The following is a 12565-nucleotide window of genomic DNA, read 5'->3' on the forward strand; positions in this document are numbered from 1 at the left end:
TCCCGGCCATGAGGGCGCCTTCGCCCATCCCTGACGGAAGACCCGTGCCGTGACGCCCGCATCCCGATCCGCCCTGCGCCATGTCGAGGAGGCCCGCCCCGCCCTCTCCGCCTGGACGCGGCACATCTTCGACCTCGGCGAGACCGCCTGGCGCGAATATGACTCCGCCGCCTGGTATGTCGACCGGCTGCGCCGCGAGGGCTTCTCCGTCGAGGAAGGCTCGGGCGGCATGCCCACCGCCTTCTCGGCCCATTGGAGCAACGGCCCCGGGCCGACCATCGGCATGTATGCCGAGTACGACGCGGTGCCGGGCAATTGCCAGGATGCGGCGCCGGTGCGCCGTCCGCGTCCCGGCCTCAGCGAGCATGCCGGCGGCCATACCGACCCGCATTCCGGCCTCGGCATTGCCAGCCTCGGCGGGCTGCTCGCCTGCAAGGCGGCGATGCAGCGCCACGGCCTGGCGGGCACGCTGCGCTTCACCGGCGAGCCGGCCGAGAAGGTGCGCGGATCCAAGCCGATCCATGCGGCCAAGGGTTATTATGACGGGCTGGACGGGATGATCTCCTTCCACCCCGCCTACATGCTGCCGCTGTTCAACACCGCGCGCTGGGACACCCATTGCGGCGCCGCCTACGCGATGGTTTACCGCTTCGTCTGCGACCGGCCGCAGGACTGGGGCCGCGGCGACGGCGCGCCGATCCCGCAATCCCACTCGGCGGTGCGGGCGCCGGGCGCGGGCGAAGCGCTGATGACCATGTTCATGCTGTCCAAGGCGCTGCGCGACTCCATGCTGCCGCACCAGGGCGGCTGGTCGATCAGCGAGGCGGTGCTGACCGCCGGCCAGGCCACCGCCGACAACTTGGCCGCCGGCCTCGCCGAGATCCAGTACATGATCCGCGTCCCGACCCTGGCCATGGCCGAGCAGGTCACGGCCGCGCTCGACCGCAACGCCGAGGCGGCGGCGGCCACGGCCGGCTGCCGGGTGGAGCGGCACTGGGTGTCGAAGTCGCGCCCGGGCCTCGCCAACCACGCCATGGCCCGCCTCACCTACGAGGCGCTGACGCAGGTCGGTGCCCCGCGCTGGGACGAGCCGGCCAAGGCGCTGGCACGCCAGATCCAGGCCGGCCTCGGCCTGGAGCCCATGGCCGATCCCTTCATCCCGGAATGCGAGCGGCTGATCGAGCCCGAGGCGGCCGAGGCGATCCTCCGGCGCGACCTGCCGCCCTCGCAGGTCAACTCCACCTCCGACGACTATACCGACATGAGCTGGCACGCGCCGACCGCGCGCTTCTATGTCGGCCGCCCGGCCCTGCGCGCCCCCGCCGGCTTCGCCTATCCCGCCTGGGTGATGAACGCCCTCGGCGGCATGCCTGAGACCATCGATCCCATGGTGGTCTGCGCGGCCAAGACGGTGGCGCTGGCGGCGCTACGCCTGATCGAGGACGGCGAGGCCCGCGCCGCCGCGCGCCGCGAATTCGTCGAGCGCACCGGCGGCGGCATCGGCGGCTCCAACTGGATCGGGCCGCTCTGCGACTACGAGCCGCCGATCCATTTCCGCTGGCCCGAATACGTCACCACCCCGCGCGGCCGGGACTGGTGGATCCCCACCCCGCCCGCGTCCACGAGGAGCCCCGCATGACCCGCCACGAACGCATCGCCGAGCCCTTCTCCCTGCAGCGCCGCAACCCGAAGGGCGGCACCAGGCCGCTCGCCGGCTGGGGCTTCCGCAACGAGACCGATCCGCTGACCGACGTGCTGCTCGGCTCGCCCGCCTTCCTCAAGCACCTCGCCACCAGCTCGCTGTCGCGCAAGCACCTGCGCGAGGCGCCCTGCAACATCCAGACGGCGCAGGCCCAGCACAAGGACTTGGTGGCGGCCTACGAGCATTTCGACGTCGCGATCCATTGGCACGAGCCGACGCCCGAGCTGCCGATGCAGGTCTATTCCCGCGATTCCAGCGTGATGACCCCCTATGGCGCCATCATCACCGCCATGGCCAACTGGTGGCGGCGCGGCGAGAACTATGCCGCCATCCGCACCTATGAGAAGCTCGGCATCCCGATCTACGACATGGTCACGGCAGGCACCTTCGAGGGCGGCGACTTCAACGTCATCGAGGAGGGCGTGGTGCTGATCGGCTGCGGCGGCGCCCGCACCCAGGAGGAAGGCGCCCGCCAGGTCGAGGCCTGGTTCAAGGCCGAGGGCTGGGAGACGCGGCTCGCCTTCATCGACGAGTACTATGTCCATATCGACCTGATGGTGGTGCCGATCGCCCCCAAGCTCACCGCCGTGTGCCTGGCCTGCACCGAGCCCGGCATCGTCGACTGGCTGAAGGGCAAGGGCCACGAGATCATCGACGTGCCCTTCCAGGACACGATGGCGCTCGGCTGCAACTTCATGGCGCTCGGCAAGGACCGCATCATCGCCCCGACCTCGAGCCGCACCCTGATCGAGCAGCTGCGCGCCCGGGGCTTCGAGGTCGCGGCGGTGGACACCAGCGAGATCTCCAAGACCGGTGGCGGCATCCACTGCATGGCGCAGGCGCTGCGGCGCGAGGTGGCGTGAGGCAAGGGGGACGACGGCGAGCCGCCGCTGTCCCCCTGCCGTCAGGACTGCGCGCCCGCAGCCCCCGCCCGTGCGGTCTCTTCGCTTTGGTCGTTGTCGTTGAGCTCCCACTCCGGAGCATCGCTGGCCTGGCCGGTCGAGGTGCCCAGCGCCCCCATTCGGACACCGGGACCGCCGGTGGTGAGCTCGCCTTCGCTCATCAGGACGACGCCCGCCAGCTCCAGGGCTCGCCTGATCCGCAGCAGCTGTTCATGGACGGGCGTGCCGCGCCCGTTCTCGCAGGCCACGACCTCCTCGCGCTCCAATTGCGCTTCGAGCGCCAGCCGCTCCCTGGACCAGCCCAGCAGGCCACGGGCTGCCCGTATCTGTGCGGCCGTGATCCGCCCATCCTGTGGTTTGTCCGATCCTTCGGCCGCAAACATGCGCCCTTCATGGCGGTTCGGGAAAAGCGATGCGCCGAGAAGCGCCCGCAGCGCCTGATGTTGAGGCGCCTCCGCGCCTTGTGCCAGGAACGCGCCGACGTCCGTCATCGTCGGAAGGCCGCCCGAGGATTGGCTCGGCTCATGCCGCACCAGCAGCCGCCCCGAACCGTCCTCAGGAACGAGGAGCCAGCGGTCCCCGTTCGAACTGCCGTAGATCAGCCTCGACTCCGTCGTCACCATGGAACTCCTTGACCGTCCTCTAGAATAAGCCGGGCCGCACCGGACGCCCTATTCTCCTGGCCGGCACGAATTGCCCGCCCAAGGCGCCACGACGGGCGGCTCGTCGAAGAGATCGCGCATTTGCTGAGCCAGGACGCCGCCATGGCGAAGCTTTGGCATGACGCCGGCGCCGACGTCATTCGCCTCGGCTCGCGCACCGGGCCAATCGGAGTCGACCAGAATCTTCATGGACGGATGATGGCTGGCGGCATAGCGCACGAGCGCCAGGCCGCCCGGCGCTTCGTCCGGATGAATATCGGCGATCATCACGTCGAAATCGTCGCGCCCGTCGAGCACACCCCGCGCCTCGCTGGGGCTCTCGCTCTCGACGACTTCATAGCCGTAATCGAGCAATTCGTGCGCGCAGCGGAGACGGCAAGCCAGATCTCTCTCCACGAGCAGGACCAGCGACGGCGGATCCTGCAGGGGGAAATGGCGATGACGCAGCTCTTTCGTCACGGCTGCGTGGCGCACGCCGCTCAGAGCACCAGCTTGTCCGCGCAAGCGCGTGCCACCAGCTTGTTGGTCGCCTCCGTACCGAGCGTCGTTCCCCATCCGGCCTTCACGATCTCCTCTCCACGCCCATAGGAGGAAGCCTTCTTCAGATCCGCCAGCTTGGCGGCGAAGTCCGGATCTCGTTTCGCCAGATCCAGGCATATCGGCGTCAGGGCGACGACGACGGCGTCCTGGCTCTGGCTCTCGGCCATGCTCCTGGCGCCGTCGCCAGTGACCCACCCACCCCAGTGGAAGCCGACCACAGCGAGCGCGACCGCACCGGCGCACGCACCGAACAAGGCAGGCTTGATCCACGCCAAGGAATTGCTGTTCATCTCGATCCTCCGATGGCCGATCAGACGAACAAATTCCCTTCCCCCGGAAGGGCGTTCGTCTGAAAATTATTTATTATCTTCTCCCATAACATGCACGATGCGCAGTAAAAATACAAGAGAATTCAAAATATTATTACATTATTTCATTCTGTGTTCTGAAGAATTCGAGGCGGATGGCGGCTCGCAAATCGGCCTCAGCAAAATCGTCGGAGGAGGCCCCTCGACGGTTCGACGCCGTCGAGGCCGAGGCCGGGCGCCACGGCTGATGAATTCGGCGCGGCAAGCCGTGACGAGGCCAATATCCAATGTTTTTTATCACGCAGATGAGTTCAAATGGGCTTGTAATATATGTGAAAAGCACCCATATTGATGGAGTGGCAGGCGATAAATTACCAAGAATTCAGCGACAAATATCGAGACATATCTCGAAGTTTTCTTCTAACGGTTTCGATTTCCGAGATTATTTTCTGACAGAAGGCCTTTCTTGTGCGGGGTGTTCGCGCCGTGCACGGGGGCAAAGGCGTCGACTTGGGAGCCGAGTTTCCAAGCAGACCTGATGACCGGATTGCTGGTGATCGAAGGCGCGAAAGCGTTTGCCGATCGCTCGCTTCAAGCTCCGGAGGTGCTGCGCCGTCGCAGCGGATCGAGACGACACGGGAGGATGGTTTGGCCAAAGGACGCATGCGCGGCAATCGTGAGGTTCGCAAGCCGAAGAAGAAGGTGGAATCCGTGGCGGCGGCGAACACCTGGGCCAAGAGCGCATCTATTCCGACGCTCGTCCCAAAGACTTCGTTCGAAGCTTCGAAGAAGAAGGGATGAGGCAGTCGAGCATGGCTGCCCCGACAAGGCGTCGATGGCAGCCAGCCGATGTGCCGGATGCGTTCTCAAGGATCGGTATCGTTCAACGGAGCCAGGATCATCGCCCAACTCAGCCGCATCGCCCTCATTGGCAATTCGCTCCCGCGCCGCTGCGGCATCGCCACGTTCACCGCCGACCTGCAGCGGGCAATCGAAGCATCATGCGCGGGCGTCGAGGCCAGCATCGTGGCGATGACGGACCGCGGGCGCATCTACGAATATCCGCCCGCAGTTCACCTTCAAATCGATGAAGGCAACATCTCCGAATATGTCCGTGCGGCCGAGGTTCTGAACGCAAGCGGGATCGACGTCGTTTCTCTCCAGCACGAGTTCGGCATTTTCGGCGGCGACGCCGGCGGCCATATCGTGGCGCTCCTCTCGCGCCTGACCATGCCGGTGGTCACCACCCTGCACACGGTCCTGGCCGAGCCGACGCCAGTCCAATGCAGCGTCATGAACAGAATCATCGATACGTCGGCGAAGATCGTCGTCATGGCGGAGAAGGGCCGGACCCTGCTGCAGAGCGTCTACCGCGTGCCGGCGGAAAAGATCGAGGTCATTCCGCACGGGATCCCCGATGTCGCCTTCGTCGAGCCCGACCGGGTCAAGGCCGAACGTGGGTTCGCGGGCAGGACCGTCATTCTGACATTCGGCCTTCTGTCTCCCAACAAGGGCATCGAGATCATGATCGATGCCATGCCCTCGATCCTCGAAAGCCGCGGGGATGCGGTCTATGTCGTGCTCGGGGCGACGCATCCCAACCTCGTCCGGGACCAGGGCGAGACCTATCGCGAGAGCCTGCTGGCCCGGGTGCGGGCGCTCGGCATCGAAGACCATGTCGTCTTTCTCGACCAGTTCGTCGACCAGGCCACTTTGCTCGACCTCATCTCGATGTGCGACGTCTACGTCACGCCGTACCTGCGGGAGGCGCAGATGACGTCCGGCACCCTGGCCTACAGTTTCGGTCTGGGGAAAGCCGTCGTCTCGACACCCTATTGGCATGCACAGGAGCTGCTGGCCGGCGGGCGCGGCGTTCTGGTTCCGTTCGGCGATTCCGTTGCAATCGGCAGCGAAATCGCGGGGCTGCTCACGGACCACCCGCGGCGACAGGCCATGCGCGAGCGGGCCTATGCAAGCAGCCGGTCGATGACCTGGGAGCGGACCGCCGGCCGCTATCTCGCCGTGTTCGAGAGCGCCCGGCGCGGGCATCGCCCCGAAGAGATGCCGCCGGGCAAGGCGGCACTCTCGGCCGAATACCATTTCACCGATCATCGGGCGCCGCCTGCGATGCGGATCGGCTATTTTCTTTCGCTCTGCGACGACACCGGCCTCTTGCAGCACGCCGTTCATTCGGTCGCCGACCGCTCGCACGGATATTGCGTCGACGACAACGCGCGTGCGCTGCTGCTCGCCTGCGCTCTCAATCGCCCGGGCGAGCAACGCCTGTCGGAGACTCTGACCGGGCGGTTCGCCGCGTTCATCCAGCATGCCTGGAATCCCGACACGCGGCGGTTCCGGAATTTCATGAGCTACGGCCGGGCCTGGCTGGAGGACAGCGGCTCCGAGGACAGCCATGGCCGGACCCTCTGGGCTCTCGGCGAATGCGCACGCAGCGACGCCAACATGTCGCGGCGGGGCTGGGCCGCCCGCCTGTTCGCCGAGGCGCTGCCTGTGGCGGAGAGCCTTCGCTCACCCCGTGCCTGGGCCTTCACGCTGCTCGGGCTGAACGCCTATTGCGCCGCCGTCCCGCACGATGCGAAGGCCGAGGCCATCCGCCAGGTCCTGGCGAACCGGCTGCTGACCATCCTGTCGGCGGTCGAAGCGCAGGACTGGGTGTGGTTCGAGGACGGCCTCGCCTATGACAACGCCCGGCTGCCGGAGGCTCTGATCGCGACGGGCATGTCGACCGGAACGTCCGCCCAGGTCGCGGCAGGCTTGCGGTCCTTGCGTTGGCTGACGACGCTTCAGACGGCGCCGCTGGGATGCTTCAGGCCCGTGGGCACGCACGGCTTCGGCGACGTCCGAAGACGGCAGCCACCGGCATTCGACCAGCAACCCCTGGAGGCCGCGGCGACGATCTCCGCGTGCATCGCGGCGTGGCGGGCAAGCGGCGATCGCGCATGGAGAGGCGAGGCAGAGCGCGCCTTCGCATGGTTCCTGGGCGACAATGACCTGTCGTCCCCGCTGGCCGATGTGGAGAACGGCAGTTGCCGCGACGGGCTGCACCCGGATCGGCCCAACGAGAACATGGGCGCCGAATCCGTCCTGTCCTACCTTCTTGCCCTCGCCGAGATCCGTCAGATCGCCCGCTTGAGCCAGAGGCGGGGACGGTTCGTCCCGCACCTGGCCCGCGGACCGGAGCCGGCAGGCCCCCTCGCGCGCCCGCATTGAGCTCCGCGCAAGGACGTATTTTTGGACTCAAAGCCCGACGCGGTGCTTTGCATGGATGGACGGGAGCCGGGGAAGCAGTGTCACAGGTCACGTTCTTGAATCGCCAGGCTCTCTACCTGCGGCCTGACCCGGCGAGGGTCGTCGTGCGCCCCTTCAAGCCGGCGACCGAGCCGCGGGACCTCAACCCCACCGACAAGGCGCGGGCAAACCATATCGTCGACCGGGTCCTGTCCCTGAGCCCCGAAGCCGCGGCCGAACAACTGGCCGACGTGCTGGAGAACTTTCAGGGACGGCACCGCAACCTCCTGGCGACGTTCGAGGCGCGCGCCGACGACATGGAGGAGGCCTTCGCCGCCCATGCCGCATTCACCAAGCCGCAGCGCCGGCTGGTCGGAGCGTATTTCCTGCATGAATACTCGTTCGAGGCGGCGGCCTTGTTCAATCCGAGCATCGTCTCTCACCCCGATCAGTCCGGCGTGCCGGACGGCGAGCGTCGCTTCGTCCTGAGCCTGCGCGCCGTCGGAGAGGGCCACGTGTCCTCCCTGACCTTCCGGTCCGGGTCCATCGGATTGCAGGGCGGCGTCACCGTCGATCCGACGGCTCGCCTCGCCTCGATCCCCCGCGTCACGAGCCGGATCCCGGGACCGCAAGGCGACATTGTCGAGGTCGACTTCAAGGCGGACGAGGAAATCAGCGAACGCGTGATATTTCCAGTGACGGAATCCCAGTCGAACGGCATCGAGGATGCCCGTTTCGTCGAGTTCGAGGACGAGGGAAGAAAGACGTTCTTCGCAACCTACACGGCCTATAGCGGCAAGGCGATCCGGTCCGAGCTGATCGAGACCACCGATTTCATGTCCTTCAGGATGACGCCCCTGCGGGGTACTGCCGCGCGCAACAAGGGCATGGCCTTGTTTCCCCGAAAGATCGCCGGGAAATACGCCATGATCGGCAGACAGGACAACGAGAACCTCTACCTCATCTACTCGGATGACTTGTACGAGTGGAATGGAGGTGTCGCCATCCTGAAGCCGGCATTCCCCTGGGAGTTCGTGCAGATCGGCAATTGCGGGTCGCCGATCGAGCTCGACCAGGGCTGGCTGCTCCTGACCCATGGCGTCGGCCCGGTGCGAAAATACTCGATCGGAGCCGTCCTGCTGGACAAGAACGACCCCTCCAAGGTTCTCGCCCGCTCCCGCGAGCCGCTGGTCCGCCCCGACCCCTCGGAGCGCGAGGGCTATGTTCCGAACGTGGTCTATACCTGCGGAGCCATGCGGCACAACGACCGGATCATTCTGCCCTACGCGATCTCCGACACGTTCTCCCATTTCGCGACGATCGAGATCGCCGCCTTGATGCGTGCGATGGAGGACGGCGCAGGCCCGGCATAGGGAGCCGGCAACGGCGCGGCGAGAACCACGCCGCCGCCCGCACCCAGGAGAAGGGCGCTCCGCTGCAACTTCATGGCGCGAAGCAAGGACCGCAGCATCGCGCCGCCTTCCGCGGCCCGACGTCAGATGATGGTGAAGTCGCTCGCGTGGATGGTGGGGTTGCCGGTCAGATAGGCGAACCGCACGGCAGCTTCGCTGCCGGTGCCGTCCGGATCGTAGAAGAGCTGTCCGGATGATGCGTCGTAGAGCACCGTGGCGTGCGCGCTCGTCGCGTGCGTGCCGACGACGAACTGGCTGTCCGCGAGGGAGCCCGCGGCGAGACCCGTGAACACCGTATGGTCCAGCACCAGCTTGTCCGTGCCCACCTCGAAGTCCTGGATGCGGTCGGCATTGGCGGCGACCAGAGGCGCGTTGAACACGAATTGGTCGGCGCCCGCTCCGCCGGTCAGCGTGTCCGCGCCCAGCCCCCCGTTGAGGACGTCGTTGCCGGCGAAGCCGGACAGGCCGTCGCGGCCGGCGCCGCCGTTCAGGATGTCGACGCCGACATTGCCATAGAGCCGATCGACACCCGAGCCACCGTCCACCGTTGCGGAGGTTGCGGCGGAGGAAAAGGTCTGAACGGTGAGGTCGACATCCATGGCCGAGAAGTCGGCATGCGCCCCGGCCGCGACATTGATCCTCTCGATCCCGAGGACGCTGCCGGCCGCGAAGGTCGCGCTCGTGCGCACGTTCAGCGTGTCGGTGCCAGTGCCCCCATCCACCAGGACCGGGCTGCCCGTGACGTTCAGCACGTCGTTGCCCGAATCGCCCATCATGGTGTCGCCGGCACCGCCAAACGGATCGGCGCCACCGTACAGGATGTCGTCGCCCGAGCCGCCCGACAGCGTGTCCGTGCCGTCCCCTCCGATCAGGACATCGTTGCCGCCATGGCCGCGCAGGACGTCGTTGCCATAACTGCCGCTGAGCGTGTTGTCCGCATTGTTGCCGAAGATCGTGTTGTCGAGCGCATTGCCGGTGCCGTCGATCGCGGCCGAACCCATCAACGTGAGGTTCTCGACGGCGGACATCAGTATGTATGACGCACTCGACTGGACGAGATCCACGCCGGCATTGGTGTCCTCGTAGATCTTCACGTCGCCCGAATCGATGATGTAGGTGTCGTTGCCGGCGCCTCCATCGAGCTCGGTCTGCTGATAGGCATCCTCGCTCCCCAAGCCGACGGCAATCAGAACGTCGTCCCCGATGCCGCCCTGTGCCCGTCCTCCGCCGAGGCCGACATCGAGATGATCGTTCCCCGCACCGCCATCGAGGTGGTCAAACCCGCCGCCGCCATTCAGCGTGTCGTCGCCGCCGCCGCCCTCGAGCGTATCGTCCCCGTCGAGCGTGCTGAACGTGTCGTTTCCCCTGCCCCCGATGATGTGGAACTGCTCCACGTTGCGGACGGTGGTCCCGTCGCCGACCAGCGTCGTGGCGGCGGCGGTGCTCGTCATCACGAACGTCAACCCGGCCGTGGCCGTGCTGCGGTCGAGCAGCACCTGGTCCATGCCGCTGCCGCCATCGATGGTATCGGCCCCGCCCCGGCTCTCGATGATGTCATTGCCGCTGCCGGTGGCGATGACGTCGTTTCCGGGATCGAATCGCCCGTTGTACTCGCCGTCCAGCACATGGTTGTCGAAGCCGTCGCCGCCCACGATCCGGTCGTTCCCAGCCCCGCCATAGATGACCTGGGCACTGTCGAACGAGATCGTATCGTCGCCGGCGCCCCCGTAGATCTGCACGGCGCCGGCGCCATAGATCTTGTCGTTGCCGTCGCCGCCATACATGTTGATGCCGTTGCGCAGCACGTCGTCCCCGGCGCCGCCGAGCAGAGTGACGCCGCCGGTCAATTTGTCGTCGCCGTCGCCGCCCATGAGGGTTTCGGCATTGCTCAAGGTGTCGTTGCCGGCTCCGCCGTCGAGGAGGGAGCCCACCACGGAGCTCCCGGTCAGGGACAGGGTGTCGTTGCCGGATCCGGTACGAAGATTCACCACCTCGACGTTGCTGACGGTGGTCCCGTCCCCCTGGAGAACCGTCGTGCCCGTGCTGCCGGTCATGTTGAAGGTCAGGTCGACCGTCGAAGCACGACTGAGGAACACCGTGTCGACGCCGGCCCCGCCGTCGATCGTATCGACACCACCGATGCTGAAGATGAAGTCGTTGCCGTCGCCCCCGGAAATCTGATCGTTTCCGAGATCGGTCGTGGAATCGTCATCGCGGATGGTGTCATTGCCGATGCCGCCATTCAGCGTGTCGTTGCCGAACCCGCCATTCAGCGTGTCGTCGCCGCCATATCCCCACAGAACGTCGTTGCCCGCCAGGCCGTTCAGGGTGTCGTTGCCGGTGTCGAGCGCCGGATCGGTGCCCTGGGCATTGCCGTAGATATTGTCGTTGCCGCCCGTGCCGTTGAGGACATCGGGACCATTGGTGCCGTAGATGTTCGCCATCGTCCTCACCCATTGCTGCGTTGTCTTTGGTGCAAAGAACGCGTCTTCTGCGGATGTAGTCCGATCCTGGCACGTGCCGTCCGATGGGTCGAGATCGGTCCGGCCCCTATCATTCAAGAGACCGGCAGCGAAGACCCGCCGTTACACGAACGCGGACGGGCGGTGACTGCGTATGGCCGATCCGGGATGAGCAATCCCAAAGGCTTGGTCCGATGGCAGACGCGACCGTCAAAAAGCGCAGATACCGCAATCCTATGCCCTGCCATCGGGACTTTCGGCTGCTTTCGGCCTTTTGCGCGCCGTTCGATGCGAGGCTACGATACCCCTCGCTTTGTCCCGACCGGAAACCTCATGATCGTCCAAGCCTGCCTCAACGGCGCACGCCCCGTCGATTTCCACCCTCGGCTGCCGCTGACGGCGCAAGCCATGGCGCTCGATGGCGCCGCCTGCGTCGATGCCGGTGCGGCCGAGCTGCACATCCACCCACGCGGCCCCGATGGGCGGGAAAGCCTGTCGGCCGTGGACGCAACCATTCCCGCCGTTCGCCGTGCCTGCCCCGGCACCCTCGTCGGCGTGTCGACGGGCGCCTGGATCGAGAGTGACGAGGCGCAGACGCGCAATCTCATCGCGGCGTGGAGCGAACTGCCGGACTATGCCTCGGTGAACCTGTCGGAATTCGACGCGCCGGCCATCATCGACCTGCTGCATCGGCGCGGGGTCGGGGTCGAGGCCGGGCTTGCATCCGTCGCCGACGCCGAGCGCCTCATCACGCTCCCCGATCACCGCCGGGTTTTCCGGGTCCTGATCGAAATCGAGGAGCAGGACCTCGATGTCGCGCGCCAGGTCGCGGATGGCATTGCCGCAGTGCTCGACCGCGCGGGCATGCGACGCCCCATCCTCCTGCACGGCTTCGATGCGACGGTCTGGCCCTTCGTCGGGCTTGCGCGCCAGCGGCGATGGTCGACGCGCGTCGGCCTGGAGGACGGCAAGCATCTCGGGGATGGGACAACGGCACGCGACAACGCGGCCTTGGTGGCCGCCGCAGTCGCCATGTTCCACGCCACGGCAGCCGATTGAACCGCTCCAGAGCGATCGGCTGCACTCGCCTCGCGGTTCCAACGACAGGGCCTCGCTGTTCCAGTGCCCCGATGCTCCGCAGCCGAATGGCGCGGCATAGCACCAGACCCTGCGGAGCTTACGAGGTCTGCGACCTCCCTATCGAGCGAATGTCTCTTTCGAGTCGCCCAGGGAAAATCCGCATTTGTCCGTGAGCTCTGCGTTAACCCTTCTCATCACCGGCTGATATGAAACCATTTCAGCAAGGCTCATCTTACAATTCATGCATT

10 protein-coding genes and 2 pseudogenes are annotated in these 12565 nt (G+C 66.2%); 7 read left to right on the forward strand and 5 right to left on the reverse strand.

Annotated elements, in window-relative coordinates; genetic code table 11:
* The first annotated feature begins 49 nt into the window (after window positions 1-49).
* Both QO011_RS23325 and QO011_RS23330 read left to right on the forward strand, forming a co-directional pair.
* Window positions 50-1639, forward strand: coding sequence for a zinc-binding metallopeptidase family protein (locus tag QO011_RS23325; RefSeq protein ID WP_307277205.1), 1590 nt, complete (start codon window positions 50-52; stop codon window positions 1637-1639).
* Window positions 1636-2565, forward strand: a complete 930-nt coding sequence (locus tag QO011_RS23330; RefSeq protein ID WP_307277206.1) for a dimethylarginine dimethylaminohydrolase family protein — start codon at window positions 1636-1638, stop codon at window positions 2563-2565. Before QO011_RS23325 ends, QO011_RS23330 begins: the two co-directional genes overlap by 4 nt.
* A gap of 41 nt (window positions 2566-2606) precedes the next feature.
* Here the strand turns inward: QO011_RS23330 and QO011_RS23335 are convergent, their stop codons facing one another.
* Genes QO011_RS23335 through QO011_RS23345 form a run of 3 tightly spaced genes read right to left on the reverse strand, consistent with a single transcriptional unit; the run spans window position 2607 to window position 4096 of the window.
* Window positions 2607-3227 (reverse strand): helix-turn-helix domain-containing protein, encoded by a 621-nt coding sequence (locus tag QO011_RS23335; RefSeq protein WP_307277209.1) that lies wholly within the window; start codon window positions 3225-3227, stop codon window positions 2607-2609.
* Window positions 3228-3275: 48 nt separating this feature from the next.
* Window positions 3276-3725 (reverse strand): hypothetical protein, encoded by a 450-nt coding sequence (locus QO011_RS23340; protein ID WP_307277212.1) that lies wholly within the window; start codon window positions 3723-3725, stop codon window positions 3276-3278.
* A 20-nt stretch (window positions 3726-3745) separates the two neighbouring features.
* Complete coding sequence (locus QO011_RS23345) at window positions 3746-4096, reverse strand: hypothetical protein (RefSeq protein ID WP_307277215.1); 351 nt, start codon at window positions 4094-4096, stop codon at window positions 3746-3748.
* Window positions 4097-4762: 666 nt separating this feature from the next.
* Between QO011_RS23345 and QO011_RS23350 the strand changes: the two genes are divergently transcribed.
* The 3 genes from QO011_RS23350 to QO011_RS23360 all read left to right on the forward strand — a co-directional run bounded on the left by QO011_RS23350 (window position 4763) and on the right by QO011_RS23360 (window position 8736).
* Window positions 4763-4915 carry a hypothetical protein gene (locus tag QO011_RS23350; protein WP_307277217.1) on the forward strand — a complete coding sequence of 51 codons (153 nt, stop codon included), beginning with the start codon at window positions 4763-4765 and terminating at the stop codon, window positions 4913-4915.
* Between the two features lie 99 nt (window positions 4916-5014).
* Complete coding sequence (locus QO011_RS23355; RefSeq protein WP_307277390.1) at window positions 5015-7345, forward strand: glycosyltransferase family 4 protein; 2331 nt, start codon at window positions 5015-5017, stop codon at window positions 7343-7345.
* A 77-nt stretch (window positions 7346-7422) separates the two neighbouring features.
* Window positions 7423-8736, forward strand: a complete 1314-nt coding sequence (locus QO011_RS23360; protein WP_307277391.1) for a glycoside hydrolase family 130 protein — start codon at window positions 7423-7425, stop codon at window positions 8734-8736.
* A gap of 122 nt (window positions 8737-8858) precedes the next feature.
* On the opposite strand, the gene QO011_RS42550 is transcribed toward QO011_RS23360, so the two are convergent.
* Window positions 8859-9320 carry a M10 family metallopeptidase C-terminal domain-containing protein gene (locus tag QO011_RS42550; protein WP_370882003.1) on the reverse strand — a complete coding sequence of 154 codons (462 nt, stop codon included), beginning with the start codon at window positions 9318-9320 and terminating at the stop codon, window positions 8859-8861.
* A 2-nt stretch (window positions 9321-9322) separates the two neighbouring features.
* On the opposite strand from QO011_RS42550, the pseudogene QO011_RS42555 reads away from it, so the two are divergent.
* Window positions 9323-9361: pseudogene (locus tag QO011_RS42555) on the forward strand (hypothetical protein).
* 220 nt (window positions 9362-9581) lie between these two features.
* Here the strand turns inward: QO011_RS42555 and QO011_RS23365 are convergent.
* Window positions 9582-11219: pseudogene (locus QO011_RS23365) on the reverse strand (hypothetical protein); the annotation flags it as partial.
* Between the two features lie 351 nt (window positions 11220-11570).
* Between QO011_RS23365 and QO011_RS23370 the strand changes: the two are divergent.
* A complete protein-coding gene (locus QO011_RS23370; protein WP_307277222.1) occupies window positions 11571-12296 on the forward strand; it encodes a 3-keto-5-aminohexanoate cleavage protein in 726 nt (241 codons plus the stop codon).
* Window positions 12297-12565 lie beyond the last annotated feature (269 nt).

The organism is Labrys wisconsinensis (genome assembly GCF_030814995.1).
GTDB lineage: Bacteria > Pseudomonadota > Alphaproteobacteria > Rhizobiales > Labraceae > Labrys > Labrys wisconsinensis.